26 protein-coding genes and 2 pseudogenes are annotated in these 25,677 nt (G+C 57.8%); 15 read left to right on the forward strand and 13 right to left on the reverse strand.

All coding sequences use genetic code 11. The features are described from left to right. Positions 1–57 precede the first annotated feature (57 nt). A pseudogene (locus tag ASC90_RS12640) lies at positions 58–483 on the reverse strand (hypothetical protein); the annotation flags it as partial. Positions 484–685: 202 nt separating this feature from the next. Next, a pseudogene (locus tag ASC90_RS12645) lies at positions 686–1,111 on the reverse strand (ornithine carbamoyltransferase); the annotation flags it as partial. 220 nt (positions 1,112–1,331) lie between these two features. On the opposite strand from ASC90_RS12645, the gene ASC90_RS12650 reads away from it, so the two are divergent. Then, positions 1,332–2,000, forward strand: coding sequence for a hypothetical protein (locus tag ASC90_RS12650; RefSeq protein ID WP_056540604.1), 669 nt, complete (start codon positions 1,332–1,334; stop codon positions 1,998–2,000). A 175-nt stretch (positions 2,001–2,175) separates the two neighbouring features. Here ASC90_RS12650 and dcm read toward each other — a convergent pair whose 3' ends face one another. From dcm to ASC90_RS12670, 4 genes are all read right to left on the reverse strand, one after another. Next, positions 2,176–3,639, reverse strand: a complete 1,464-nt coding sequence (gene dcm, locus ASC90_RS12655; protein ID WP_056540607.1) for a DNA (cytosine-5-)-methyltransferase — start codon at positions 3,637–3,639, stop codon at positions 2,176–2,178. Between the two features lie 111 nt (positions 3,640–3,750). Then, positions 3,751–4,125 (reverse strand): hypothetical protein, encoded by a 375-nt coding sequence (locus tag ASC90_RS12660; protein ID WP_056540610.1) that lies wholly within the window; start codon positions 4,123–4,125, stop codon positions 3,751–3,753. A 538-nt stretch (positions 4,126–4,663) separates the two neighbouring features. After that, on the reverse strand, positions 4,664–5,104 hold the full coding sequence (locus tag ASC90_RS12665; RefSeq protein WP_056540612.1) for a hypothetical protein: 441 nt from the start codon (positions 5,102–5,104) through the stop codon (positions 4,664–4,666). A gap of 382 nt (positions 5,105–5,486) precedes the next feature. Beyond that, positions 5,487–5,885 (reverse strand): hypothetical protein, encoded by a 399-nt coding sequence (locus tag ASC90_RS12670; RefSeq protein WP_056540616.1) that lies wholly within the window; start codon positions 5,883–5,885, stop codon positions 5,487–5,489. A gap of 270 nt (positions 5,886–6,155) precedes the next feature. Here ASC90_RS12670 and ASC90_RS12675 point away from each other — a divergent pair, with 270 nt between their 5' ends. From ASC90_RS12675 to ASC90_RS12725, 11 genes are all read left to right on the forward strand, one after another. Beyond that, positions 6,156–7,904, forward strand: coding sequence for a hypothetical protein (locus tag ASC90_RS12675; RefSeq protein WP_156392915.1), 1,749 nt, complete (start codon positions 6,156–6,158; stop codon positions 7,902–7,904). A 4-nt stretch (positions 7,905–7,908) separates the two neighbouring features. Further along, a complete protein-coding gene (locus ASC90_RS12680) occupies positions 7,909–8,475 on the forward strand; it encodes a hypothetical protein (protein ID WP_056540621.1) in 567 nt (188 codons plus the stop codon). Between the two features lie 187 nt (positions 8,476–8,662). Further along, entirely contained in the window at positions 8,663–9,205 is a 543-nt protein-coding gene (locus ASC90_RS12685) for a metallophosphoesterase (protein WP_056540624.1), read from the forward strand. After that, positions 9,198–9,512: a hypothetical protein gene (locus ASC90_RS12690; RefSeq protein ID WP_056540626.1), complete on the forward strand. Its 315-nt coding sequence runs from the start codon at positions 9,198–9,200 to the stop codon at positions 9,510–9,512. Before ASC90_RS12685 ends, ASC90_RS12690 begins: the two co-directional genes overlap by 8 nt. Next, a complete protein-coding gene (locus tag ASC90_RS12695; protein WP_056540629.1) occupies positions 9,505–9,879 on the forward strand; it encodes a hypothetical protein in 375 nt (124 codons plus the stop codon). Before ASC90_RS12690 ends, ASC90_RS12695 begins: the two co-directional genes overlap by 8 nt. Beyond that, positions 9,872–10,357, forward strand: a complete 486-nt coding sequence (locus ASC90_RS12700) for a hypothetical protein (protein WP_056540631.1) — start codon at positions 9,872–9,874, stop codon at positions 10,355–10,357. Before ASC90_RS12695 ends, ASC90_RS12700 begins: the two co-directional genes overlap by 8 nt. Then, the gene (locus tag ASC90_RS12705) at positions 10,354–10,836 is read left to right on the forward strand and encodes a hypothetical protein (protein WP_056540634.1); all 483 of its coding nucleotides are present in this window, start codon (positions 10,354–10,356) and stop codon (positions 10,834–10,836) included. The genes ASC90_RS12700 and ASC90_RS12705 overlap by 4 nt, the downstream gene beginning before the upstream one ends. Next, positions 10,833–11,354, forward strand: coding sequence for a hypothetical protein (locus tag ASC90_RS12710; RefSeq protein WP_056540637.1), 522 nt, complete (start codon positions 10,833–10,835; stop codon positions 11,352–11,354). The genes ASC90_RS12705 and ASC90_RS12710 overlap by 4 nt, the downstream gene beginning before the upstream one ends. Beyond that, positions 11,351–12,469, forward strand: coding sequence for a hypothetical protein (locus ASC90_RS12715; protein ID WP_056540639.1), 1,119 nt, complete (start codon positions 11,351–11,353; stop codon positions 12,467–12,469). Before ASC90_RS12710 ends, ASC90_RS12715 begins: the two co-directional genes overlap by 4 nt. Before the next feature lie 39 nt (positions 12,470–12,508). Next, positions 12,509–12,988: a hypothetical protein gene (locus tag ASC90_RS12720; protein WP_210172038.1), complete on the forward strand. Its 480-nt coding sequence runs from the start codon at positions 12,509–12,511 to the stop codon at positions 12,986–12,988. Continuing rightward, positions 12,972–13,595: a hypothetical protein gene (locus ASC90_RS12725; protein ID WP_056540644.1), complete on the forward strand. Its 624-nt coding sequence runs from the start codon at positions 12,972–12,974 to the stop codon at positions 13,593–13,595. The genes ASC90_RS12720 and ASC90_RS12725 overlap by 17 nt, the downstream gene beginning before the upstream one ends. An 86-nt stretch (positions 13,596–13,681) precedes the next feature. Here ASC90_RS12725 and ASC90_RS12730 read toward each other — a convergent pair whose 3' ends face one another. The 4 genes from ASC90_RS12730 to ASC90_RS12740 all read right to left on the reverse strand — a co-directional run bounded on the left by ASC90_RS12730 (position 13,682) and on the right by ASC90_RS12740 (position 17,355). Next, positions 13,682–15,127 (reverse strand): hypothetical protein, encoded by a 1,446-nt coding sequence (locus ASC90_RS12730; protein WP_156392916.1) that lies wholly within the window; start codon positions 15,125–15,127, stop codon positions 13,682–13,684. 857 nt (positions 15,128–15,984) lie between these two features. Beyond that, positions 15,985–16,230 (reverse strand): hypothetical protein, encoded by a 246-nt coding sequence (locus ASC90_RS28815; protein ID WP_156392917.1) that lies wholly within the window; start codon positions 16,228–16,230, stop codon positions 15,985–15,987. Further along, the gene (locus ASC90_RS12735) at positions 16,227–16,436 is read right to left on the reverse strand and encodes a DUF1254 domain-containing protein (RefSeq protein ID WP_056540651.1); all 210 of its coding nucleotides are present in this window, start codon (positions 16,434–16,436) and stop codon (positions 16,227–16,229) included. The genes ASC90_RS28815 and ASC90_RS12735 overlap by 4 nt, the downstream gene beginning before the upstream one ends. Before the next feature lie 226 nt (positions 16,437–16,662). Further along, on the reverse strand, positions 16,663–17,355 hold the full coding sequence (locus ASC90_RS12740) for a TetR/AcrR family transcriptional regulator C-terminal domain-containing protein (protein ID WP_244480378.1): 693 nt from the start codon (positions 17,353–17,355) through the stop codon (positions 16,663–16,665). Between the two features lie 42 nt (positions 17,356–17,397). Between ASC90_RS12740 and tet(30) the strand changes: the two genes are divergently transcribed. Then, on the forward strand, positions 17,398–18,582 hold the full coding sequence (gene tet(30) / locus ASC90_RS12745) for a tetracycline efflux MFS transporter Tet(30) (RefSeq protein WP_056540658.1): 1,185 nt from the start codon (positions 17,398–17,400) through the stop codon (positions 18,580–18,582). Positions 18,583–18,780: 198 nt separating this feature from the next. Here the strand turns inward: tet(30) and ASC90_RS12750 are convergent, their stop codons facing one another. Next, the gene (locus ASC90_RS12750) at positions 18,781–19,050 is read right to left on the reverse strand and encodes a globin domain-containing protein (RefSeq protein WP_056540661.1); all 270 of its coding nucleotides are present in this window, start codon (positions 19,048–19,050) and stop codon (positions 18,781–18,783) included. Positions 19,051–19,266: 216 nt separating this feature from the next. On the opposite strand from ASC90_RS12750, the gene ASC90_RS29340 reads away from it, so the two are divergent. Then, the gene (locus ASC90_RS29340; RefSeq protein WP_200950892.1) at positions 19,267–19,683 is read left to right on the forward strand and encodes a hypothetical protein; all 417 of its coding nucleotides are present in this window, start codon (positions 19,267–19,269) and stop codon (positions 19,681–19,683) included. Beyond that, the gene (locus ASC90_RS29345) at positions 19,658–20,002 is read left to right on the forward strand and encodes a hypothetical protein (RefSeq protein WP_200950893.1); all 345 of its coding nucleotides are present in this window, start codon (positions 19,658–19,660) and stop codon (positions 20,000–20,002) included. The genes ASC90_RS29340 and ASC90_RS29345 overlap by 26 nt, the downstream gene beginning before the upstream one ends. Positions 20,003–20,346: 344 nt before the next feature. On the opposite strand, the gene ASC90_RS12765 is transcribed toward ASC90_RS29345, so the two are convergent. Next, positions 20,347–23,502 (reverse strand): multidrug efflux RND transporter permease subunit, encoded by a 3,156-nt coding sequence (locus ASC90_RS12765; RefSeq protein WP_056540670.1) that lies wholly within the window; start codon positions 23,500–23,502, stop codon positions 20,347–20,349. Beyond that, complete coding sequence (locus tag ASC90_RS12770) at positions 23,499–24,668, reverse strand: efflux RND transporter periplasmic adaptor subunit (protein WP_056540673.1); 1,170 nt, start codon at positions 24,666–24,668, stop codon at positions 23,499–23,501. Before ASC90_RS12770 ends, ASC90_RS12765 begins: the two co-directional genes overlap by 4 nt. Positions 24,669–25,677: the final 1,009 nt, after the last annotated feature.

Consider the following 25,677-nt stretch of genomic DNA (forward strand, 5'->3'; position numbering starts at 1 on the left):
ATCTCGGCGGGCGGTTCGTGTCACGGACGCTAATTTCTAAGGGGACAGATGAGATTCTCACCACCAATAGTTTTTCAACAGTATCGGCGCGAAGCGGACCGCTCGTTCGATGTCGATCGGACGCGTTCTGCGACCTTCGATCAGGTTGCTATAGTAGCAATTCACGGTCCTGGCGAGTTCGGAAAGTGAGCTTGCAATCGCCGGAGGCAGGGACGACGAGAAAGCCGCAGATTTCTCAGCCAGCGACAGCGCCAAGTCGTTTAGCTTGGGCCGCGACCTAGCACCTTCCGAAACAAGAAGCGGTGCGAAAAGACTGATGCATTCGCCGCCATCGCGAACTGGCATGTTTGGCCACCAATTTGGCCGCTTGCGCGGCCCCACTAAATTGCGTCCGGCCGTTCCTCTCGCTGCGACGAAATGCCGAAGGATGCCCACGAAATTGAGACCTCGCAACGGCTTGGACGGCTTCATCGGCGCAAAAGGNTGAACGAAATACGAGAGTTCGGCGAATACATCTCACGAAGTGAGCGCGACGAAGAGCTGATACCGTCGATCGGGTGGGTGTTGTCCAGCGTATTTACAAACGAAAATACGGGGCAGACGACCAAGCGCGGTGGTCATTTTGACTTAGGAGCGCTGAAGCCTGGCAAACTGCGCGGATGGACGATTCTCGAACAAGAAGGTGTCACGCGGCCACCCATTCCATGAGTGCGTTCTGAGCGTGCAGCAGGAATGCTTTTGCAGGTCGACTCTGGCAAACATTATGTTGCATTGCTTCAACCGATACCTCCTGACCTCTTGAAACGGGTGGACAGGGCAGAAATATCGCGTTGCTCTTGCACTCGTTCAGCATGGATAAATTGACCTGATAGTCGATCAGCTCGCCGTCATGAGCGTTGGTCGGCCATGAATCTGTGATGATCACGTCTGCATCGAAGACATGGCGGACATCTTGGCTGACTTCGAAATTGGCGTTGATTAGCGTCGGGTCAGTAACGTGCCAGCGCTCAGGGTACACCTGAACAACTTTTATTGGCATTGACTTTGAAGCTTCGACCCAGGAACGAAGAATATTGGCATCAGGGGCAATCCCGACGACTTTAAGGCTGTCCGGTGTGGGCTTGCCCCGGGGTGTCGGAGTACGGGATCCGGATGCGAGCAGACCCGCGACGATGATTGCACTCACACGCTTGATGCCGACCTCAAACACCCTCGACAGATATGCAGCGCCGCTTCGTCGATCGCAATCCCTTAACCTTCGCGATATCGCGTATTTGACTGGGTGTCAGAATAGTGTCACCCAGTTGACGTCACAATTGGTGGAGACGACCATGGCTAGGCGAGTATGGACGACCGAGGACTTCCGGAGGTGGCTTTCGGCCTCTGGATTGTCGTCTCCGCAGCTTGCCGTGGTGCTCGAGGTCTCAGAGCGGACGGCCAAGCGGCTGCGCGCCGGTGAAGTCGGGGTCAAGGATCCGATGACCGCTCGTGCTCAGGAGTGGCTCGGCAGATCCCGGACGACGACAGGGCGCGATGCCGAGCTGATTGATTCGTATGCGGCGCAAGCGGATTGGGCTGATCTGTGCGCCGCATACCCCAACGCTCACCTCGCTGGCATGCAGTCCGCTATCGCCCGAGGATGGACGAGCGCGAACTCCCACGGCTTCCGCCAACTCGCGCAGCCCGAGCGCATGCCGCAGCCACCGAAGTGGGGCGACTACGACCTCGAGTGGATCGTCGGTGTCGACCTGCCGTGGGGTGTCGAAGTCCGGGAGGATGTAGACGGGCGCGCATATCGCGTGGCATCTGCAGAGCGCACGCTGCTAGACCTTGCCGCCAACGAAGCGTTGTTCGGCGAGGACGATGTGGGCGAGTGCTACCACGGCGCATTTTCCCTGTCGGAATCGACTCCGTCGCGCGCAACGCTATTGAAGCAGGCTAAATCACGAGGTCTCGATGATCTCGTCGGACATTACCTCCGGAACCACGCGAAGGTCTGATTCTGGCCGGCCTATTTGCGCCAGGCATCGCCGGCGGACATATGGGGCAGGGGAGATGGCGATGTCGGACACGCATACAATCGGAAACGCAACGCCGAGAGGCTGAAAGCGCGCTTCAAGGCCAAGGCCAAGGCAGCGGCAAGCGTCGCGGCAATCGCAAACATCGGCCTAAGGATTAGTCGATGTAATCTCGGTCTGGTGCGAAACCAAGTTTCGCAAGGTCCTCGAGTTCATCCTGCTCAGTTCGCTTGGATCTGTTGAGGTTTGGCTTCTTGCGATTTTGGATCGCTGCCGTATCCGGAGCCAATACATCCTTGGCTTTTAGTCGCGGGTGTTCTGGGACGAGATCGTGTTCGGCAACCCATTTCGGTTCCCATGGTGTGGCGCGGTTTCCGAACGGTCGCTTCCAAGGTTTTGGCGGGCGGTCATATGCAGACTTCTTCTGATGCTTCCGGAGAAAATCGTCGTATAGTCGACATGCAGCGCGGAGATCGCTCGACTGTTTTATATCCAGTGACTTCTTTTTAATGATTACGTCGAGGGCATCGATCTCGGCGTCTATCGATGCAAAAGTTCTTCCTCCAAGCAGCTTTCGCGCGCGGTTTATGCGCGATAGGATGTTTGCTACGGCAGCAGAGGTGAGCGGCTTGCCTCTTTTAGTTTTTCGCTTGTAAAGCCACGAGTGGAAGCGGGGATCCATCGCGGGGATTTCCTTCGCGGAGTGTCGGGCCTTGATTATTTTGCCGAGGTAGTATGCGAACGGCGGCGGAACAGCGTTGGCGATCATTACGTCGATATCTTTTTCGGTCGCATCGACATCGGATGACCACCAGTTGAAATCCAGGGGAAACCCTTGAATCCGGGACATCTGCCGTTGCGTAATTGTATGTGCATCCACCGCATGGATGTGGTCGAGTGGGTTCCGCGTCTCGCGATGCTTTTTCGCCGGCTTCTCGCGAAAATTCCGGTAGACGGCGGGGGCTGGCTCATTGAGCCGGCGCACGCCGCGCCCATCACCGAAAGGTCGGGTGAAGTATCCGCCGATCCGGATTAGCTCAGCGTCGTCGGGATCCTTCGGGTCGAGAATATCCGATATCGGTCGCTTCGTCTTCTTAGCGGCAGCCTTGATTGCACTTTCAAGAAATCCGTCGCGTTCGTGCATTCGGCCGACGCAGATGAAGCGCTTGCGCGACTGAGGCACGCCATAGAGCGACGTATCCAGCACCATCTCAGTCAGACCATATCCGTATTTTTTGAAGAGCTTGCGAGCATTCTGGTACTGTGTCGACCACGCTGCGCGTCGGACGTTTTCGTAAAGGAACCATTCTGGTCTGCACGCCCCGATAAGAAGCGCGAACGACACAGTTAATTCAGCGCGCGCCCCGGGACTCTGTTGCCCGGCTACTGAGAAGTCCTGGCAAGGTGGGCCTCCGCATACCATGTCGTAGCTGCGCAGCGCGATTTCGGGTGCGATCTTCGAGATGTCGCCTGCGTCGGCGCGCCAACCGGGAATGCCATTCTCGGTGCGGACGCGATGGACCTTCTCGTCGATGTCATGACCGAAGACGACTTGTATACCGGCTGCTTCCAGGCCAATCCCTAAGCCGCCCACGCCCGCATAGACTTCGATCGCTTTCATGCAGTACCACTCTCCACGAATTATTCCGCCGACCAATAGTGTGGGACCGTTTAGAGCCTGTAAACGCCGTCAGCGATCCAGCCGCTGAGCACGCGCGATTTCGGACGCGCTTCAAGGGCGGCGGGCCGATTCTTGATCATCCGTTCCCGCAGCGAGGAAGTTCTCGAAACTGAGTTGAGGATCTTCTACCGCAAACTCGTCGCGTGCCATGTCGACATAGTCCTGGATGCCCAAGTCATATCCGAGGTCGTACAGCGAGTTGATCGCGCCGATACGGCTCCCCCGGAAGTACTCCTTGCCATCGAACTCGCGGAGGACATAGTCGTCGCTCTCGATTGTGACCGTTTTACAGCAGAGTTCAGCCAGATTCTTGATCGGAGACCGCTGTGCTAGATCGATTGCGACTTGCGGCTCGCTTGCCGCTTCAACGGGCTCTCCGGGACGTCGACGATGAGAGCGGAGAACGATTCTTTTGGGTAGCAGCATCTGGGACCTTTCGTATGGATGCTTAAAAATGGTCCTCGTAATGGCCAGATCGTGCAAGTGGTTCGTTGCAACTCGATGCAATTTTTTGGGCCCGACCCCAGGTGAACACCTTGATCGGAGATGTTCACAACGGGAGCCAAAATGCCGATACAACAGAATCAAATGGTTACAGAGGTTTGGCAGAGGATCATTTGCGCTCGCCGCAGTCGCGTCGTCTCGCGAGAGTACAGTTTTTAGACGTCCTCGTATTGGACAAGCGCGCGAGCATCTTCAGGCGTTACCTCGCCGAAATAGCTGACCTCTCAGTGGCGGCTGGATTTCACCGACGGCGATAGCGCTTTCAATTTTGGTAACATAACTTCCGAAGAAGTCTCTTCTCCAATATTTACAGTGGCGGGCCATACGTGGAGATCGGCCCGGCATATTCGAGCCCCTTGGAAGAGCAGGAGTGTAAGAGCAGTCTCGGGCACGAGGACGACCAGCCATCGCCTGCATTTTCGGGTTGCTACGCGTGTTTCAGCCGCGAATTATGCGCCGGTCAATCGCTCGGCATGACCGCAAGAGCTCGGCATCGTTCCGTTAGCGCGACGATCGCTTGATGCACCTCGAAGGGGAGGCGTGGACATCGGAATGCTCTCGGCGGAGGACCGTTCGCGATCAATATCCCAAGTCGATCGGCTTCCGCCATCGCCCTGAGCTCTTCGAGACCTACAAAAAGCTTCGGGACCAGGCTATTGCACAGCAAGATGCTGCCATGAAAGACCTTGATGCCACCTGCGCCGATTGGTGTTCCGGAGCGCTGTTCCCCCAGGACCTCATCGATCATGAAGAGCACGTTGGAATGATCCAGCATCTCGATGTGACGGAGGATAGAAAACCCCCGCAGGGCCGATCGCCACTGAGTGGTTGGGCCGATTGAAACGTAGCATTCTTCCTCGGCCGGACCTGCGGAGCTTGGCGTTTCCTGTAGTTCAATCATGACTGTCCTCCCATCCAGTATTCTCTGAGGCAACGTCGTTGGCCGCAATCGCCGGCGAGAACGCTGAATCGGATTTCCGCAATTTGTTTTGACTTAAAGCAAGTCGTCCTGACTTGCCCGTGATGCCTGTTGACGATATCGGGCGGCTAATTTGAGTACCTCAGCGCACGAGCATTCGTTTTGAAGTTTTGAAGGACAGCCCGGGCGCTGAGCTGTGCCAGTACATGGCCCTTCGCGGAATCCGCCCGCGAAAAGCCGACCCCGTTCTGTGATCGGGCGTGGTCCGCGTCGTTGGCGGCAACTGTAGCCAGCACCGCCAACGCTTCCTTGGCCTTAGGCCCTCTAGGATCTGGTGCTGGTCGTGGTGGAGGGAGAAATCGTCTCAATGTTCGTCTCCGTCCTCACTACGTGAATTTGCAGAAATCCGTTTCTCAACATTCAAGTAACGGGGGGAGAAGCGCCCCTTGGCCAACTCCTTGGTGCTCTTATCGAGCGACCGCAGATCGCCACGATATAGAAGCCTAGCCATGAGCTTCCGGACGGCCTCGTTCGGCGCATATCCGTCTTTGAGTAGCAGGGCTTTCGAGTCGGCGACAACTGCCTCCAAGACAGGATTCGACTGCCCGGCTTCGCGAAGACGAGAGAGCGCAAGAGCGAACGCGGCAGCGATAGCCCGGTCAACTGGGGGTGCCTCGGGCTTGCGCGCCTCCCGCAGCCGATTGCGATACCGCTCCTGCTCGGCTCTGTGCGCTTCCTTTTCGGGGTTCCGGGGCCTCGGCATCGTCTCCTCCTTTGCTCACTACGTGAGCGTTCCCGTCCTCACTACGTGAGTGAACAGGCACAGGATTGCCGCCGGCGGCGCATCTCACAAAGCCTTGAAAAATAAAAGTTTGTTGACGCCACCATCAGAGCAATCCTCGCGTCAACAAATTTGCTCGTCCCGGCCGCCGGCTGCTGCTTGCACCGCGCGCCGCCGTCTCAAACCATCGACTGGAGGGTCCGCAAAGAGATCCCAATCGATGACTTTCATGACGACCAAGGGACAGCCAATATGCACAACACAAGCAACACAGAATTTTCTCGAGACCGCGCACTCCAATGGCACATACATGCCGACCACGACCGTATGGTTGAGGCGGGAGTTCCGCTTCCTGACGGTCGAACCAAGCGCGACCGTCAGGCCCTCGCATCGATTGCCTCCGGCATTATCTCCAGCGCACGCACGAAGCCAGGGCAGTGGATGTCCTACAGTCGCTCGGAGTCCTGGTATCCGGGTCAAGAGATGTATTATGGCGATGCCTTTGGTTACAGCACCGTCGTCGGCGCGATGGAGAGGCTTACAGACTCCCCCCTCATTGAGGGCCACATCAAGGCCCGACCTGGCGACCACCTGCGCAAGACACCAACGGGCGTCACGCTCCAGTCGCGCATCCTGCCTGCGGTCGCCGCGGCAAAGATCGTCTTGCCGAAGATGGACAAGGAACTCGCGCAGTCGATCCGCCTCCGCCGCCGCGAGGACAAGAGGTTGATTCCGTATAAAGAGACGGAAGCCATCTACCGGATGCGCAGCATGCTCACGAGGCTCAACGCTCACTATGCCGCGGCCGACATCGAGTTCCATGGTGGCCGCCACGATGGTGACGCCGCGTTCTTCATGTCGAAGAAAGGGCACGAGTACGGCGTAGACCTGTCGAGCCGCGCATGCCACCGCGTGTTCAACGATGTCTGGACGCTGGGAGGCCGCTATTACGGAGCCGCCTGGCAAGCGATGGACAAGGACGCTCGCAAGCAGATCGTCATTGGTGGCGAGGAAGTTTTCGAAGCCGACTTCGCGACGCTGCACCCGAGGTTGCTCTACCACGCGGCCGGGATTCGCCTTGAGGGCGATGCATATGACATCCCCGGCTATAGAGACCAGCGTGATGCGTGCAAGCGTGGCGTGAATATTTTGATCAACGCGACGGCCTACCCAGAAGCCGTACATGCACTGTCGGAACACGTTGGCGGCGGATACCACGAAGCTGTCGACATGATCGAGGCGATCCGGGAGAAGCACGCACCCATCGCACGCTTTTTTCACTCCGACGCTGGCATCCGTCTCCAGCGTGTCGACAGCTCCATCTGCACGGATATCGTCAACGAACTGACACTCAGGCAGGGAGTCACGTGCCTGTCCGTTCACGATTCCTTTATTGTCCCGAGCAGCCACAAGACTACGGTCATTGACGCAATGGAGCGTCATTTCAACAAACATGTCGATGGAGTGTCTCGCGTCCTAAATTCATCTGTGAAAACAAAGGAGTGTCGTCCAAGTCCGCTACATAAGGGATTTATCCTCCCCTCTGCCCGTCCTGCCTCTTGCCGTGCCGCTTCCTCAGATTCAGAATCAAACCGGAATCGTAGGAAGATTCAGAGTCGGACTCTTAAGACCGTACGCGTGGAGGAGACGTACTCTGTTGTTACGAACAGGTTTAGCAGGATCAAAACGAGGGCGAAGGCGGCTGCCACAATCAAGGCACAGTCCCTCTCTGCCGCATCCTCGGTTGTGGTCGAGCATGGGAAACGCCGAAGGAAGCCCGTGGAATGCATCCAAACCACTCATGTGTGTGTCGATGCGGCGAACGTTCCTGAACGACCTGTAGAGCCCGTTTCCGACGATTGCAGACACGGCGCGAAAATGACGGAGAAACCGAGCGCGATCTGGCAGCCGAGAAAAAGGACAGTTCCTGAACTGATCCGGGAAGCGGAACGGAAACGGGACGCAAGGCGGAACGGGAAGCTGAAGTCAGGACAGGAGTGAGATTATGACGGAGTACATGCGATACAGAGACTTCATCGTGGATCTTGAGACCACTGCTGCGGAGGACGACACGATGCGCGTCCTCGAGAACCGCTATCTCGCCGAGACGTGCGACACGTGGCTGTCCCTTGTGCCAGGTCGTGACGGTGGAGTGGCGCTCATCCGTTCGAGGAAGAACGGCAAACCTCCGGCCGATGCGGGTGCCACGGTGAAGATCGATCCGACGGTCATGCTCACCGCGCTTGCGGCCGCACTCTCGACGGACCAGATGATGAGGCTTGCACGTTCGATCCTCGCACCGCGACAGATTGATCCCTCCGATGCCGTCACATTCGCCACCGGACTGCAGGACTTGCCAACGAATCCTTTCGGCGACGACGAGGACGCAGCCGTCTGCCCTCCACCCGCGACAAAGCCGCCGTCTCTGGATACGGCTCTCTGGAAACAGATCCCGCACGCCCTGCGCCGCGACTACATCAAGCGCATGGCGATGGGCATCCGCCGCGGCATTCATCCGGACGACACAGTGTCGGAGCTACTCGCCAGCGAAACCTCGCGGACCTATCCCTGATACGATCGCGCAATCTTAACCCTGCCGGCGCCTTTTCGATCCGGCGGGGCTCACAACTCATCCGGGTCTGTGCTATACGGATTCCCGGATAAGGGGACCACACGATGACTGGACGGAAGATAGCCCGAATAGCCTGACCCTCCGCGCTGCGGAGCCGCTTTCGTTTGCCTATCTTATGGAGTCCAGCATGTCCTTGTGCCGCAAGTTCTATCTCGCCGACACCCATCTTAATCACGCGAATATCCTCTCCATACAGCCGCGGCCGTTCGAAACCATCGAGCAGCACGATGAGGCGATCATCGCTCGTTGGAACGCGGTCGTGGGCGAGAATGATGTCGTCTACCACCTCGGCGACTTCGCTATGGGTCTTCACAACGCGGATCGCATCCGCCGGATCTTCAGCCGTCTCAATGGTCGCAAATACCTCGTCTTCGGCAACCACGATGTCCGCCGCGACGGCGCGATGCACCCGACCATCGCTGGTCTCGAATGGGCAGCGCGCCCCGAAGCCCTGATGTTCGTGAAGGACGAAAGACAGCACGTCGTCCTCAGCCATTACGCGCAACGATGCTGGCAAGGGCGCGGCAAGGGCGCGTGGCATTTCTACGGCCATGCCCATGGGCGACTGCCGAGTGAAGGTCGATCACGGGATGTCGGTGTTGACATGCCCGATGTTGATTTCACTCCGCGGACTTTCAACGAGCTGACGAAAGGGATGCGCGATGACTGACGATGAATACGACTATCTCGTCGCATGCCACGGCCATGCCGTACCTGCACGTGATCGGCTGCGGCTGCACGACTGCCAGATTCCGGCGGTTGATAGTCTGCTGCGGGTGATGCGGGAAGAAGGAATCGACAAGGAAGTCCGCGTCGTCGGTATCATCGCGACCGCCTGTGGTCGCACGCGCATCGATAAGGAATTCACCGACAGCCTCGATCCGCGCAGCGCGGCAGCTTTATGTCACGAGATTACACTTGCTCGGTTCGAGCAGCGCTTTCAAGAGATTTTCGAAGAGGAGACCGCTGATGACTGATCCTATCCGCCCCGATCTGTATCTGGCTCTCCTGGCGAAACACGGTGACCGCATGCCTCCCGAGTCCGAAGTTTTCATTCGCGAAGGCTGGTTCGCGCTCGTCGACCGTCTCCTGACCGACCTCACGCGTGACTATCCGGACGCGCGCATCCTGGCACTGACAGCCGCTGGGTGGCTCCACATCGACTACTCGCTGCCCAGCGACGGTCGCGGGTGGACCCGGCACGTGACCTTCGACAGGTGGCTGCAAACCTACATTTCGGAGAGCTTGTGGACATGCGAGTGCTGCGGATCCCGCCACGGCCGTGACCGTCGCGGTCGCCGCGTCATCTGTGACAAGTGCGAGCCGGAGACCTGCAATGCGTGACTTTCCGACGATTAAGCTCGCCGATTTGCAAGAGGATTACCCGGGCGTTTTCGAAAGCGCGAAGTGGGTCGATGTGGGCGTGGGCTGGCTCGGCCTCGTGCGCGATTTCATTAACGAGGCGTTGCCGCATGATCCCGGCCTCTGTGTCTACGAGATCAAAGAGAAATGGGGCACGATGCGCTGCTGGTGCGATACTGATGTGCTAGGCGCGCGCTTGGCTAAGGGCAAGGCGGAGGCCAAATCCGCGTACACGTGCGAGGTCTGCGGAGCGGATGGATGGATCCGTCGTCCGCCACCAGGAGGCGGATATGCCTGGTGGCGATGCCTTTGCGATGAACACGCGTCACCGGATCAGCGGAAATGGGGCACGCGCCGCCGGCCAACGGACGGAATGATGCAGTTTGAGGGCCAGTGGTATCAGTACGACCGCGAGGCGGATTCGATGGTACCGATTGAAACTCCGGAGAGATTCCGATGAAGACCTGGAACGATCTGAAAGCAAAATATCCGCAGCTCCTTCGTGCGGGATTTCTCATTGAGTGTCACGAAGGCTGGATCGGAATCCTCGACGACTATTTCGCTGTCATCGACCGCGAAATGCCGGACGGCGCTGTCTACGAAATCCGCCAGATCAAGGAAAAAATGGGGTCCCTGCGCATCTATGATTCCTTGTACGGCGAAACGTTGTCGTCAGTGCGCGCGGTCACTGACGCACACGCCCTCGCGGAAGCGCGATCTTACTACACATGCGAATACTGCGGGAAGCCGGGTGTCTGGAGCAATCGGAGAGGATATCTAACGACCGTCTGCGAGGATCACGCCGTTCGCGATGGATACCGTGCAGAGCCCTACGTCGACAGCGACTACACGTATCGCGAGACTGACGGGACTTGGCGGCGATACGACCCCGACTTGGATGCACTTGTCGACGTCGAGGCACCGGGTTGGTCACGATGACGGCACATGCACCTCGACGTCGCCGCAAGAGCCTGGGCGTTCCGCGGCACGTGAGCATCGAAGGAATGGATCGCGAGTCCTTGCTCATCGAAGCCATCCTGCGCGACGAATCCATCGAATATGCGCACGATATCGACTGGGTCGCCGATGACGAGACCTGCCGCCGGGTTGGCTGGCACCTGGTCAAGAACACTGGACCCCTTTTCCATCTCGGCCGCCGTCTGCTCGAACTCGCGACTCCGGGCGGCGCACTACTGCCGCCACCTGAGTATCGCATGTGTCGCGAGACGGTGCCGACCGTAGAAGAACTGGTCGCGGCGCCGATGTTACAGCCCTGGAGTCTGATCCTTTTTCAGTCCGGCTCGCTGCCGGCGTTCTGGAAGTTGGGCGGGATCATCTATCATGCGGAGCATGACGTGCAGTGGGTGTGGACACGGCTGCTGCATCTGAACCGCGAGAAGAAGATGGCGATGACGACGGACGGCTGGGTGAACCTTGGAAAGAGGATGAGCGCATGATCGATGATGTACGGAAGGCTTGGCTGCGCGGAGCGTACCTCGATCGCATTCCCGAGGTTGCACAGCACTACGCTGCCGATCACAGCCACTTCGTGGATTCGGAATGGGAAGCTTTCATCGGCGACGAGTTTGAATATCTGACGGAGTTGTCGGCTGACGATCATTCCTACCTGCGCGATCAGGCGGGGCTGGAGGCCTTCCGCCGCATCGTGTCGGCGCTGTCCGCAGCCCGCGAGGAAGCGTTCGGCAAACTGATCGTAGACAACGCCGATGTGATCCAGTCGGACGCGCGCTTCGCCTTGGACCTCGGCTGGATCAGCCTGCTGCACCATGCTGCCGACCGCGTCAGGACGTATCCGGAGGCTTGGGGCGCCCGCATCGTCGGCGCGAAGGAGAAGTTTGGCTGTTGCGTGCTCCATGTCGCCTGCGACTACTCTGCTCGCGGCTGCCGATCCGAGGTCGAACGGCTCCGTGAAGAGGTGCGGCTGCGGTCGTTGGCCACGTGCGAAGTATGCGGGGCGAGCGGCCGGCTGCGGTTGTCGGGCTACGCGAAGACGGTCTGCGACCAGCATGCGCTTGTAATGGGTGAGTTCCGGGAAGACGACGGAATGCATGCGGATCCGTGGGCATGGAACGATGATGCTGACTACATTCGCGACGTGCTCGACAAAGGCAGAGCACTGATCGCCGAAGCCGAGCACCGGAATCGGCAGAACTGCGACGAGTATCCTCCGGAAGCGGCAGAAATCCTGAAAGATCTGGTACCGGTGCGGCCGCGGCCGAAGGATCACATGCTGGCAGAAGGAAACGATCCCTTCGTCGAAACTGAACTTGGAAAGCGCATCGACGCCGATTTTCTACAGTTCACCGGCCGTGAGCAGGAACTCTTGCTCGAATTTGGATGGCACATTCAGGACGCGACCCAGGGCGCATGCGTCAAGGAGGAATACCTCGACAAATACGTCCGCGATGAAGTCGCGCAGTGGCGTGAATTCTCCGCACAGCCGTTGTCGGTATCGGATGAGAAATTTCTCCACGGATATCTCCGTGGACTGATCGACGAAGAATACGAGCGGATCCGACTGAAGCAGGAAGCCGAACGCGATAAGGACTGATGTCGGAAATAGCCGACCAAAAGGTGGACAATGTCGAATATGACCGTCGCTAACGGCTGGAAGAACATCCTTGCCGAAGCCGTCGAAGATGCCTCCAAGCTGCCTGAAGAGTGGCTGTTCGAGATCGTGTCGGCGGAGACGGTCGACGGCGGTTTGCAGATCTCGGCGACATACGTCTCCAGGGACGTGCCGCTCGACGACTATCTGCCGTCCGAGCGCAAGCTCCCGCATCCGTATCGCTCGCTTCAGCGGATCCGGGAGGATGCTCGGGCGAAGTCGTTGGTGACGTGCGAATGCTGCGGTCGTGGGGGAAGCCTTGTCGATGTCGGCGAGACCGCGCGCGTGCGGTGCGTGCAGCACGGCTATGTCGTTGATGCGGTCGAGTGGTGTGGCAACCCCGTGGGATTCATGTTCGACAGCGCCGAGGAGGCGATGGCGCATTTCTTGAAGGATTACGGCGACGGCTTGGAGATGATGCAGGATCTGACGCGAGAGGGCGACGATGAAACGCGGCATTAGAGTCGAGGTCGGTGATGGCTGGTCGGCTATCGTGCTCAACATCATAGTCGTCGGATCTCGTTACCCGAAGCATTGCAATTTCCGTTTTCACAGAGCGTGGCGCAACTGCGGACGCATGCGAATCCATGTGACGACTGAGAACGATGACCCGAAGTCGCTGGAGGCTACCGTCGCGCTCAGCCAGATCGCCTGGCATCGGAGCGGCCAGACCTGCGAAATCTGCGGTCGCGGTGCGCACCTGAACCTCGGCAAACGGTATGCTCTGACGCTATGCCGTGACCACGAATACCTCGTCGGTGAGCGGCATCCTGATGATGGACGAATCCGTGATCCGTGGGCGCGGCATGTCGGCGGTAGTGTGCTGCCTGAAGGCTACGACGATCCCAAGGCTATGAAGGATGGTCTGTTGCGGATGTGGTCGAACGGCGACGCTGACATGCGCGATATCCAGGAGATCCTGCAGATGTCGCGAGCGTCGGTGATGTATGCGGCGATCGAGGCCGGATATGGGCTGCACCTCGAAGGCGACGAGGTTGGTGCCGACGAGAAAGGCGCCGAATTCGCGCGGCTGCTAGAGACGACAAAGGATGATGGGACGCGGCACTGAAAACTGGCACCCAGTGCCCGAGTAAATGGATTGCTCGGGCACTCGGATAGGGCGGATATCACAAGACGAGGACTGTCAGGCGGCCATTATGCCGCCTTTTTCATGTCCCGGGAGGCGAGGTACAACCGATGTCCCTCGAGTACGTGTTCCTGCCACCAAGTCAGGATATCGAGCTTGACGTCGAGATAGCTGTTCTTGTCGTAGACGAGCTGCGCAACGCTCTCGCGACCCTCGTTCTTGTGTGTGATCATCGTGACTTCTTCAGCATCCATCTGTCGGCCGCGCAGTATGAACTGCGACATCTTGGGTCCGACGATGGAGACGAACGCCTTGCGGAGGTCATGGGTCGAAACGTTGAACGGCATCAGTTCGAAGACGCCTCCGGGCTTTCTCATCTCTTCGATCCCGTCGGACACCGTGCGGACGTTGATGTGTCCTGCCATATCATCACCCTTCTTCTTGGCGCGCTGCTTCGGAAACAGGTGAGCAGAATCAGGATTGTTCGTCGCCATCCGAAGCGCGTGCTTTACGATCCCTGCGGCAACAGGCGGCAAGGGGAGTTTGCGCCAGTGATGGCTCTTGTCTTCGAGCCCCCATACACATTCATAGTGTCCGGAGTCGAACTGAAACGCTGACTGCAGTGCGATCGTCGGCGTGGTGCGACGCTGTCCGGTGAGAAGCTGGAGTTTGAGGACTCCGCGAACCGTTTCGTTTGGACAGGATTCCAGGGCTTCCCATAATGCGCCGATTTCGATCTGAGAGAGAGCTCTGAACTTTTCCTTGCCAGCAATCTCAGACGGACGTTCGAGGCATTTCGACAAGTCGGCTGCAGGGTTCCGATCAAGGTTGAAGTTCTTCTTGTTCACAAAGTATTTGAAGGCCGCTTTCAAGACCGACACGGTGAAGTCGGCCTGACGAATGCCGGCGACCACATCCTTCTTTGCGGCCCCACGTACTTGCTGCTGCTCGATAGCCCTCTCGGTGCAACGGGTCACGATGTTATCCCGGATCTGCGCGAGGTCGCGGGTCAGGATTGCGGCCAACGGCTTTCCATTGATCGGTGCAAAGTCATCCTGCAGTCCAGGTGTAGCTCCAAGAGCAGACCTGTAACCACGAGCGGTGTCCGTGTTTCGGTTCCTTCCACACCACTCCAGATACAAGTCCCGAGCCACTTCCCAGACTACACCAGTTCCAGTAGCAACGTCGTGAAGATGCCCCGCATCCTGAACTGAGTATCCGGCCGCGAAGGACTTCACGAGAGTGTCTATTGGATTGCCCTTCTTCGCCTCCTTCCTGATCTTGACGACCAACTCGCGGAGCATCGGAAGGTCATCCAGGCCGAAGTGAGAGAACGGTGCGATCTGCAGGTTCGTATCGCGGGTGCTGTAGTACCAGGATGCGCCAGTCTTGGTGATCTTGATCGCAAGTCCGCTAGTGTCTTGGTCGCGGTAGACGACCGCTGCCGCGACACCCTTCTTGATCTGGTTTTTGACTTTCGTGAGCGTGTAGCCGCTGAAGATTTCGGATGGCATTCGGTGGGTCTCTTTCTCTTGTCTGAGAAAATGGTCGCCCGGATCGAACCACATGGCAAGAGCTAGACCCGAAAAACACATGCCAGTCAGCGGCCAAATCACGTGTGATTTGGAATGAGGTGGCTAAGTCACATCCAAGAAAGTTGACGAGAGATTGTGGGCTTTTGATTGGTCAACAAATTTTGCTTTGTTTCTAAGGCCTTGATCCGTCGACTTTGTTGACAAGCGTAGACGGGACGGGCAGTGAGAATTACTAAACCCTCTGACTCTTAATCAGCGGGTCGTAGGTTCGAGCCCTACATCACCCACCATTTGTCCTTCCCATGTTGTTTCATGAATTGCCAGACGGCCTTGTAATCAAGACCCTCTTGCGATTTCTTGTTCCCAGTCATTCCCATCCGTGGGACGATGTTAAGGCTGTTCTGCGGGCTGGCAAGGATATCTCGACCAGTACAGGCGCATCAGGAGGTTGAAGGGTTTTCCGGCGGCCACTGGCAACCAGTTACTGGCTTTCTTCTCCCCCGGTGATCCAGCCTGTAAAAATATATCGACCGATCCATCGGAGTTTGGAACGAGATTGCTGCGGTCCCCGACCGATTGACGCTTGATCTTGTTGGGAACGAAATAGCCGTCGCTGTCACAAGCGGTGACGGACCAGAAGCCATCCACGGTAGAAGTTTGCCCTTGCCGAAGTGCAAAACGTATTTCTTGCTACCATCGAGCGGCACGCCATCGCTATCTGTGGCCAACGATGGATAAATCGCATCCTGCGCCAGATTCTCACCAAGGCAGCACTACGCGATCGCTGCCCGATAGGTGTAATCCACGCCATAACCGCCGCTCTGAAGGGTATCGACTCATCCCTTCAAATTCTCTCCTTCGCCGCCCGCCTTTTTTCCTTCTGAAAGTACCAGCGCTTTTCCGTCGGTCATGCTGCACTCCAATGCCTGCCGGATTCTTGGAGGAACGGAATTGAGGTCAAAGTCTTTGCCAACTTTAAAGCCAACCCGCTCAAGCCGATGAATGATCGGATAGTCGAACGGTCCCGGGCGGCGTCTTTCAGTAGTTTCGCAAAGTTGGCGAAAATACACCTGAGGGCTCATGTGGTCCTTTGAATGGGAACCGTCGTCGTCATGTCGATCGCCGAATCGACCGTGTGTTTGGGCGGCAGATATCCATTCTTGCCCCAGGCAGAAAGTGGGGCGAGCTTGATGCCTTGCTGAACCTTATGAACCGCATCGTAGTCATCGGGGCCATTGGCTTTGACGCGACCGACGATATCCAGATAGCGCGTCGATGGTCGGGGCATCGCTAATGGCTTCAATCCTCAACGCTAGAGCTACGCGTCGTACTTTGTAGTCCATCATCCGGACGGCAACGAATGGACGGTTGAGGAGATTACCACTCGGCCGCCAGGCCCGTCGGGGTGGTACGGCGTTTACCGACCAGCTCGCTAAGGCGGTTTAGGTTCTCAACACTTTCAAGTCCGCGCCGCCATCGAACTTTCGAATGCGGCTAGTCTGAGCGTTTCCGGGTTATCCTACCTTTTTCGCCCGCAGTTTCTCCTTCATGCCGGCAAGCAGGTAACTTAGCCCGCTCTCGAACACGGCTTCAGTGTTGACCGTTCCAACCCTGTGGAAAGTCTCAAGGGCTTTCGCGAGCAGGGGGAACGGCGCCAGTTCCGCCGCGAAGTCGGTATTGGCCGCGTTTTGGTCTGACTGTTCCCGTTCGTGCTCTCCTTGTTCTTCAAGAACATAACCGACCACATAGCGTGTGACGCAAATGGCGATCCCAAACGCTTCCTCTGCGGAAAATCCAGTGTCGACATAGAGTTGCAAGACCTTTTCCGCATCGGCAAATTCGGCGACGGAAGGCCGTGTGCCTGCGGTCAGCCGGGCGCCATCGCGCACGGTGAGCAGCGTCTTACGAATGCTGCGGGCATTGGCCAGCGTGAACGTCTCCCAATCCTGTCCGGGTTTGGGCAGGCGATCGCTGTGATAGCGCAGCAGCATCTCGGAATTGATGGCGTCGAGCAATTCCGACTTGTTGCGGAAGTGCCAGTAGAGTGCCGGCTGCTGGACGCCCAGCCGCTCTGCAAGCTTGCGGGTGGACAGCTTGTCTATGCCCACCTCGTCCAGCAGCAGCAGGGCCTCATCGATAATGCGATCACGTCCGATAGTCATGGATAGCACACCTCTTGACTTATCACCGATAAGGTAGTTTATCACCGATAAATTTATCACTGATAAAGTCTATCGGGATGTATCAGCATGAACAAGGCCCTAGTCGTAATTCTTTCAACCGTTGCCCTCGATGCCATTGGCGCAGGCTTGATTTTTCCTATCCTGCCGAACCTGCTGGTCGAGGTAACAGGTGGCGGCGACATCGGACTGCTCTATGGGATCATGCTGGCGGTCTATGCCATCATGCAATTTGTCTTCTCGCCGGTCCTTGGTGCGCTCAGTGATCGGTTTGGCCGGCGCCCGGTTTTGCTGCTCTCTTTGGCTGGCACGCTGCTCGACTACCTCGTCATGGCACTTTCACCGCTCGGCTGGGTGCTCGTGGTGGGGCGGGCCATGGCGGGGATAACCAGCGCCAATATGGCGGTAGCAAGCGCCTACATCACCGACATCACCCCAGCCGAGCAGCGTGCGCAGCGGTTTGGGACGGTTGGCGCCGTGATGAGCCTGGGCTTTATCATTGGTCCCGTCATCGGCGGCGTCATGGGCGCTTGGTGGCTCCGCTCGCCGTTTCTTGTGGCAGCCTTATTCAATGGCCTCAACCTGCTCATGGCGCTGTTTGTCCTGCCGGAAAGTCGAAAGGCTAGTCGCGGCAAATTCGCGTTCAAGGAACTCAATCCGCTGGCGCCATTGGTGTGGCTTTGGAATTTCAAGTCGCTCCTACCACTTGTAACCGTCTCTGTCGTATTCGGTCTGGTGGCAGCCATACCGGGAACAATCTGGGTGCTCTATGGCGCCGAACGGTTCGGATGGGATTCGGTGCATATGGGCCTGTCACTGTCAGCTTTCGGCATCAGCGGCGCCCTGGCGCAGGCCTTTCTCGTCGGACCGCTGTCGCGTCGCTTTGGTGACCTAGGCACGTTGATGATCGGTATTGCCTTCGACATGCTGGCATATGTGTTGATGGCCTTCGCCAGCCAGAGCTGGATGGGTTATGCGGTAGCGCCTCTGTTTGCATTGGGCGGCGTTGCCATGCCGGCGCTGCAATCGCTGGTGACCAGCCGCGTCAGCGATGACCAGCAGGGCCAGTTGCAGGGTGTGCTGGCCAGCCTGATGAGCCTGGCAGGCGTAGTGGGGCCGGTGCTGACCACTGCAGTGTTCTTTTCGACCAAAAGCATCTGGATCGGCACGATATGGCTGGTAGGTGCAGCACTTTATCTCCTCGCCTTGCCGCTTTTCGCAACGGTAAAGGCCCCGAAGGCCGCGGCAGCGTAGAGGCTCCGGACGGCAAAGTGCCCGCATTCCAGCCATACAGCCAACCTTCCAAATCGCCCACAAGCATACATTGCGGGCGACATGCTGTTGGGTGGGCCAAAAACGATTAGCTTTGCTCGCTGCATTCCGATAGGTCCGGTGCCCAACTGACCTTTGCACGTCCAGCCGAAAGGTTCGGATTGGGCTCCCATGAGCCGCTCAGATTCGACGGATCTCCGCACCGGCTCCTTCTTTCATCAGACCCAGGATCACATCTAGGGTCGCCGACCAGGAGTCTTCGATCTCGCGAGTCAGACCTCCCCCCAGGATATCGCTAATCGTCTTTAACATCGCGACCCTGAATGTGCCGTAGAGATCTAGCTCGACACCATACCCGACGTGCTTCCGACCCATCATCTGCAGACCGATGGTCACATGCTTGCGCCTCTCAAGTCCCGACACTACGCTCCGCAACATGTGGGAAAGCATCGCTCCCTGAGCACCCGTACCGTTGACAAAGACTGACTCGGCGATCGTTTCGCGGCATCAGCACAAGCTCGGTCCTTTCTGGGAAGGTCTTTCCACCTTGCTGGCGATCTGGCTAATGCGCGTGTCGAACTGGAGGCAAGTCTGGTCGATTGGGCTCGGGCAGGCCGGACGACGATCTACCTCTCCCACGAACTCCATTTTCCATGCGAAGTGACAATGGCGAGGAACCTGTGGCTGCAAGGCTTCCCCGAGCAGGCGGAGGAACGAGCCAGGAACGTGATCGAAAGTGCAGCGAAAACCGACAGGCCTGCGGCATTGGCCGTCGTTCTGGGGTGGGCCATTTCGGTCTTTCTTTGGAACGGCAATTGGGATCAAGCCCAGGAACATATCGATACCCTGGTCCATCAGGCGGAGACAAAATCGCTCGGTCCCTTCATCGCCGCGGGGCGCGCCCGCCGTGGAGAGCTCGCCATCCTTCGGGGCGACGCTCGACGGGATGTCGAGGACCTCCGATCGAGCTTGGCCGCCGTCCATACTATCGGTTACGAGTTGCTGACCACGGAATTCAACATTTCGCTTGCTCGAGGATTTGAAGTCGATCGGTCAGGTGACCGAAGCGCTCGATGTCGTTGAGCGAACTGTCCGAAATATTGAGCTCAAAGGCGATGTTCTATACATGCCGGAGCTTCTTCGGGTGAACGGTGACCTGCTTTTGACCAACTCCGCGCATCACGAAGAAGCGGAAGAACGCTTTTTGCAATCTATCGATATGAGCCGCGTTCAAGGCGCACTAGGCTGGCAAATCAGGGCCGCCAACGATCTCGCTGAGTTGATGGTCGCTAATCGACGGTTTGACGATGCCCGCAACCTCTTGCAGCCCCTGTTCAATCAATTCGCCGAGGGCGCGGAAACGGCGGAGCTAAAAAGAGCGCGGCTGCTTTTAACGAGCTGACTCCAAAAAACCTCCAATCTCTCCAAAATGGAACTTCTGGATAGAGCGGGCGGGTTATCGATTGAACCGACACGAGAGGAATGCCTTCTGTGTATGACCTCACGCTGGCTCACGGTTAAGTATCTTCAATGCGCTAAGCTGGCTCGCCAGCACCAGTAGCGCTTCCGCAACAGTCCCGTCCGACATCTGACCAATGTGCCGTGCGATGCGTCGACTCGTCCATGGCCAATCGAATGGCAGCTTTCGTTCACCCATTGCAGGCTGGAGTTTTCCTGCTTGTTTAAGGGCGGCGGGCTGATTGCCTCTCCCGAATTTGCCAACGAGATCGGAACCACTTCAAGATGTTAGTTGATTTTTTCAGGTTTCTCACCACGCGGTTCACTTTCAGGAATGCCGAAGAGACGTTGCTTGAGCCGCTCCCGCGTCGACTGAACCGCGATGTACAGGAGCGGAATCATCAGCAGGCCGATGAGCGTTCCGACCAACAGGCCTCCGAGAACGGTGGTACCGATCGCCTGTCGGCTGCCGGCGCCCGCGCCGGTGGCGATAGCCAGCGGTATGACACCCAGCACGGATGCCATGGCAGTCATCAGCACTGGCCGGAAGCGCTGTGACGTACCCTCAGTCGCCGCCTCAATGATACCGAGACCAGCTTCCCGTCGCTCCTTGGCAAACTCGACGATCAGAATCGAGTTCTTGGCTGCAAGTCCAATGAGGAGCAGAAGACCGATCTGCGCGTAGATATCAAGGTCGATCCCGGCAACAAACAAGGCTCCCAACGCACCCAGAACCGCGACGGTGACGGACAGCATCACCGCAATCGGAACGCTCCAGCTTTCATACTGCGCCACCAAAAACAGGTATGTGAAGATTATACCCATGATCAGGATGAGCACCGTCTGATTGCCAGCCTGTATCTCCTGCAGCGCGAGACCGGTCCACTCATAACCAAAGCCCGCTGGCAGTGTTTCGTTCGCGAGGTGCTGCATGGCGCTCAGCGCCGCGCCTGTACTTGTGCCTGTGGCGGCTTGCCCGTTTATCGCCGCAGACGGAAACAGATTGTACCGGTTGACTGCGTTGGGGCCATAAACTGCCGAGACGGAGAGGATCGCCTGCAACGGGATAAGATTGCCCGCTTGGCTTCGAACGCGCAGACGCTGGATATCCTCCACCCGCGTCCGGAAGCTTGGCTCGTCCTGGATTCGGATCTGATACACGCGTGAGAACAGATTGAAGTCATCGACATAGGACGACCCCAGGTGGGCTTGCAATGTGTTGAAGATCGTCGCGGGTGACACGCCGTAGAGTTCGGCGCGCTTGCGATCGATGTCGAGATAGACCTGCGGAACATCGGCGGAGAATGTGCTGAAGACGCTGCCCAACCCGGGCGTCTTGTTCGCTCTGACTATAAGGCCGCGCATAACTTCGGCAAGTTCTTCCTGACTTTGGCCCGCACGCGCCTGGAGCCGGAAATCAAAGCCCCCCGTGTTTCCGAGACCCGGTATCGCTGGTGGGTTAAACGCCACCACGGAGGCCGTTGGAATTGCGGAAAACTCCGATCGCAATCTGTTGATCAGCGCAAACACGCTCTGGTCACGGTCACGTTCACCCCAAGGCTTGAGTGCGGAGATGATCATTCCCGAATTGGAGCCGGCCCCTCCAACCATGCTCGCGCCCGCGATCCCAATCGTATTTGCTACGCCGGGAGTCCGCTGGAGGATAGAGCTTACAGTGGCGATCGTCTGTTGGGTTCGCTCCATAGAAGCCGCGTTCGGCAACTGGACATTGATGAACAGGTACCCTTGATCCTCGGCGGGAACGAAGCCCGTCGGCAGAATTCGAAAGAGCCCGAAGATGCCGACGACAATCGCTACAAGAACCAGCGATGAGATGACGGCCTTTCGCGCGAATATAGGCAGAAGATGCAGATAGAAGCGCCGCGATGCATCGAGCCCATCGTTCAGTTTTGCGAAAAAACGCCCGCTCTGCTGTGCCGGGGGGCGTAGCATGAGTACGCAGAGCGCTGGGCTAAGGGTCAGGGCATTGATCGTCGAAAAGATGATGGTAACCAGGATAGTGACCGCAAACTGACGGTACAATTCGCCCGTGATCCCGGCGAGGAAGGCGACCGGCACGAACAACGCTGCCAGTACGAGCGTCGTTGCAACGATAGGGCCGGTGACCTGGCTCATTGTTCGCAGCGTCGCTTCCCGGACGTCAACCCCAGCTTCGCTCATCACGCGCTGGACATTCTCAACAACGATGATCGCGTCGTCCACGACCAGACTTATCGCGAGAATAACCGCAAACAGCGTAATCGTATTGGCCGAGTATCCCAACGCATAGAGAACTGCGAAGCCTCCGATCAACGATACGGGAATCGTCAAAGTGGGAATGACGGTGGCACGCCAGTCTTGCAGGAACGCGTATACCACGGCAACGACCAGGGCAAAGGTAATCGCGAGCGTGATGAAGATCTCGCGAATTGTTTCTCGGACAAAAGCGGTGGTGTCGAAAACGAGCGCATATTCCACGTCATCCGGAAACTGCTTCGCCAAACGCTCGAGTTCGGAAAGGACGGCCGTGGAGACCGCCAACGCGTTGGCGTCAGCGGTTTGGTAGACCACCACGGTGGCGCTCGGCTGGCCGTTCAGGGTCGAGGCGGTATCGTACGATTGCGCACCAAGCTCGACCCTGGCCACATCCCGCAGACGCACGATTGCGCCATCTCTGTTGGTGCGAACAATGATGTCGCCAAATTCGGATTCGTTCGCCAGCCTTCCTCTTGCCATCACAGTCAACTGCAACTGCTGGCCCGTGGCCGCTGGCGGCGAACCAAGTTGGCCCGCTGATGCCTGCGCGTTTTGAGCTTGAATGGCCGCTGTAAGATCGGCGGCTGTCACCCCAAGTGCCTGCATCCGGTCCGGGTTCATCCAGATCCGCATGCTATATGCGGGACCGAACACACTTGCCTCTCCGACACCAGGTATGCGGGCGATCGCATCGCGGATGTTGATCGTGGCATAGTTGCTGATGAAGACGTCGTCCTTGGTTCCCTTCGGCGAATAGATCGCGAAGCCAAGCAACATGCTGGAGGAACGTGCCCTGACCGACACGCCGGTCTGGGTGACTGCGGCCGGAAGTCGAGGCGTGGCCATGGCGACCCGATTTTGCACGTTGACCTGCGCGATGGCAGGATCGGTCCCTGCTGCGAATGTCACGGTCAAGCTGTAGGCGCCGTTATTCGTGCTCGACGAAGACATGTAAAGCATGTCTTCAACACCGTTCACCTGATCTTCGATTGGAGCACCAACGCTGTCGGTCATAACGCTGGCGTTCGCACCGGGATAGCTGGCCGTCACCTGGACTTCCGGTGGAGTGATTTGTGGGAACTGGGCGACGGGGATCTGCAGAAGCGCGACCACTCCCGCGATCATCATGACGACGGCGATGACCATCGCGAACCTTGGCCTTGATATGAAGGGTGCCGATATATTCATGGCAACGAACTCGGCCGAACGGGAGCAATCGCCGATGCGCCTGCGACACCGGCTGCCTCGGATGCCGGGGTAGCCTTGACGCGCGATCCTTCTGACACGTTCTGCAGACCCTCTACGATGAGCGTTTCGCCACCCTTCAGACCGTCTTCGACGATCCAGCTTCCTTCGGATTGCTCAGACACCTTGATGCGCCGGACAACGGCCTCGCTCTGTTCATTGACGAGGAGGACATATTTGCCCTCCCGGTCTTGCTGAACCACTCCAAGGGGTACAACGGGGCGCAACTTCTGTTCGACTTCGGAAATTACGACCGTGACGAATTGGCCAGGGATGAGAAGAGCTTGAGGGTTTGGGAAGAGTGTGCGGATTGCCAGTGTTCCGGTCTGCTCATCGATCTCATTCCCAAAGAACTCTATCTCACCTGCCTGCTCGTAGTTTTGCCCGTTCGAGAGACGGAGACCGGGGGCAAACCGCTTGGCCAACTCGTCTTTTCCAATCCCGCCGGCTGCGGCGCGCAACTCCAATATCGAGCGATCACTCACGGAAAAAACGACACGAATCGGGTCGATTGCCACGACGCGTGCGAGGGCAGGCGACGACGCGTTTACGAAGCTCCCGACCGAAAGGGCGGCTGCGCCTATGCGCCCATCAAGCGGAGACGATACGCGGGTGAAACTGAGATTGAGTTCAGCCTGCTCGACCCTTGCCTGCGCCGACAGGACATTCGCTGCGGCATTTTCGCTTGCTGCCTGGCTCTCTTCCAATGTCGCCCGCGAGACTGTCTGACTGCTCAACGATTGATTGCGCTCGAGGCGCCGCCTCGCGTCCGCCAGTGTGGCCTGCGCGCTTGCCAGCCCCGCCTTTGCATCTGCAAGAGCGATCTCGGAGGCGCGCTTGTCGATAAGGAAGAGGTCCTGGTCCTTTCGGACAACTTGCCCTTCTGCGAAGAGGCGGCTTTGGATGAAGCCCTCAATACGCGCACGAACATCCACCGCATCCACCGCTTCGACCCGCCCGACGAATTCATGCTTTGGCGAAACGTCTGCAATGGCAACTTCTCTGACGCCGACGGTGGGTTCCGTCTGCGCGGCCAGATTGCCGTAGGTCGCCATAAATCCAACTAGAAAGGCCAGTTGTACAGTAGCCCGGCGATACGGAATTTTCATCGGAGATTCCTTCCCTCACTCATGGCGCGCCGTCACCTCGTCGAACTGTCACTTCGAGAATTGCCTGCAAATCGAGAAAGAACTTCCTGAATGAACCGCCACTGCGAAAATTCGCCCGTCAGTTCCGGTCATGCAGATTGCAAAAGAGCTGGCGAGACATTGGCGTGATAGCCTGAGGGTTGTTCAAGGGCGACATCACGAAGTGCCCCGTGGCCATCCGTCACCAGGCGAAGCACGGCGTTGTACGGAGGACGAGTACCTGCCGATGCAAACGAGTTTTCAGGATCGCGGAGGGGTCAAGAACGTCCATGCACTTCTCCCACAACAAGGCGAAAACCTAATGTTTATCAGAGCAGTAAATGTTTCTTGCAGAGGTTGCTGCGACGATAGCGGGTAGGGAGCGCCTTTACAATACTTTGCTTCTCCGCAATCATTCGGGCAGATATGGCACTGTAAACTTAACTGGCCGGCGAGCAAATGTGCCCTCTGGCGGTATGACGGAAGCCGCCCGTGATCCTCGTCGTCGTCGAAACGAACGTAGCGCCGGGCGATAGCGCCCACGTCTCAACGAGCGCGGAACGACGATGACTTTCTGTTTTTTGCATCTTCCTCAGATGGGTGGTCAACAGCGGGAGTGGTCTTCGTTCCGAGACGGGCGTCGAGCGCCGGCGCAATAAGAAACGCCGGGGCGAAATCGCAACGACCTTCTCAGCATCGCTCTTCACAGCAGTGCAAGTGGGTCTTTAACGCTTTTCGATAGTCGATCATCCCACGGCGGTCATCGGTGGAGACTATAACCGAAACGGCAGCAGGAAGAGCGATCCCGGCCCGGTTGACAAGCACCGAAAGGACATGGTGTCGGCTAGCTCGATGAGCGCCACTGCAACCTCCCGTCGGCAGGAGGGCAGGGAATACGGTTCATACGACCGAAATGTCGTCCGCTTTTGAACCGTCAAGTCTCCCATCTTGACTGAAATGCCATCATCACCATTTCAAGACCGAATTCCTC

Source organism: Rhizobium sp. Root1220, assembly GCF_001426265.1.
GTDB lineage: Bacteria > Pseudomonadota > Alphaproteobacteria > Rhizobiales > Rhizobiaceae > Rhizobium.

Excerpts from the sequence above, each read along its gene's own strand:
- ASC90_RS12685 (WP_056540624.1), top strand. The coding sequence starts at position 8,663 with ATGTCCTTGTGCCGCAAGTTCTATCTCGCCGACACCCATCTTAATCAC.
- ASC90_RS12710 (WP_056540637.1), top strand. The coding sequence starts at position 10,833 with ATGACGGCACATGCACCTCGACGTCGCCGCAAGAGCCTGGGCGTTCCG.
- ASC90_RS12660 (WP_056540610.1), bottom strand. The coding sequence starts at position 4,125 with ATGCTGCTACCCAAAAGAATCGTTCTCCGCTCTCATCGTCGACGTCCC.
- ASC90_RS12770 (WP_056540673.1), bottom strand. The coding sequence starts at position 24,668 with ATGAAAATTCCGTATCGCCGGGCTACTGTACAACTGGCCTTTCTAGTT.
- ASC90_RS12715 (WP_056540639.1), top strand. The coding sequence starts at position 11,351 with ATGATCGATGATGTACGGAAGGCTTGGCTGCGCGGAGCGTACCTCGAT.
- ASC90_RS12730 (WP_156392916.1), bottom strand. The coding sequence starts at position 15,127 with ATGCCATCCGAAATCTTCAGCGGCTACACGCTCACGAAAGTCAAAAAC.
- ASC90_RS12695 (WP_056540629.1), top strand. The coding sequence starts at position 9,505 with ATGACTGATCCTATCCGCCCCGATCTGTATCTGGCTCTCCTGGCGAAA.
- ASC90_RS12750 (WP_056540661.1), bottom strand. The coding sequence starts at position 19,050 with ATGCTTTCCCACATGTTGCGGAGCGTAGTGTCGGGACTTGAGAGGCGC.
- dcm (WP_056540607.1), bottom strand. The coding sequence starts at position 3,639 with ATGAAAGCGATCGAAGTCTATGCGGGCGTGGGCGGCTTAGGGATTGGC.
- ASC90_RS12690 (WP_056540626.1), top strand. The coding sequence starts at position 9,198 with ATGACTGACGATGAATACGACTATCTCGTCGCATGCCACGGCCATGCC.
- ASC90_RS12650 (WP_056540604.1), top strand. The coding sequence starts at position 1,332 with ATGGCTAGGCGAGTATGGACGACCGAGGACTTCCGGAGGTGGCTTTCG.
- ASC90_RS12705 (WP_056540634.1), top strand. The coding sequence starts at position 10,354 with ATGAAGACCTGGAACGATCTGAAAGCAAAATATCCGCAGCTCCTTCGT.
- ASC90_RS12735 (WP_056540651.1), bottom strand. The coding sequence starts at position 16,436 with ATGCCCCGACCATCGACGCGCTATCTGGATATCGTCGGTCGCGTCAAA.
- ASC90_RS12725 (WP_056540644.1), top strand. The coding sequence starts at position 12,972 with ATGAAACGCGGCATTAGAGTCGAGGTCGGTGATGGCTGGTCGGCTATC.
- ASC90_RS12720 (WP_210172038.1), top strand. The coding sequence starts at position 12,509 with ATGACCGTCGCTAACGGCTGGAAGAACATCCTTGCCGAAGCCGTCGAA.
- ASC90_RS12665 (WP_056540612.1), bottom strand. The coding sequence starts at position 5,104 with ATGATTGAACTACAGGAAACGCCAAGCTCCGCAGGTCCGGCCGAGGAA.
- ASC90_RS12670 (WP_056540616.1), bottom strand. The coding sequence starts at position 5,885 with ATGCCGAGGCCCCGGAACCCCGAAAAGGAAGCGCACAGAGCCGAGCAG.
- ASC90_RS29340 (WP_200950892.1), top strand. The coding sequence starts at position 19,267 with ATGGCGAGGAACCTGTGGCTGCAAGGCTTCCCCGAGCAGGCGGAGGAA.
- ASC90_RS12680 (WP_056540621.1), top strand. The coding sequence starts at position 7,909 with ATGACGGAGTACATGCGATACAGAGACTTCATCGTGGATCTTGAGACC.
- ASC90_RS12675 (WP_156392915.1), top strand. The coding sequence starts at position 6,156 with ATGCACAACACAAGCAACACAGAATTTTCTCGAGACCGCGCACTCCAA.
- ASC90_RS12765 (WP_056540670.1), bottom strand. The coding sequence starts at position 23,502 with ATGAATATATCGGCACCCTTCATATCAAGGCCAAGGTTCGCGATGGTC.
- ASC90_RS28815 (WP_156392917.1), bottom strand. The coding sequence starts at position 16,230 with ATGAGCCCTCAGGTGTATTTTCGCCAACTTTGCGAAACTACTGAAAGA.
- ASC90_RS12700 (WP_056540631.1), top strand. The coding sequence starts at position 9,872 with ATGCGTGACTTTCCGACGATTAAGCTCGCCGATTTGCAAGAGGATTAC.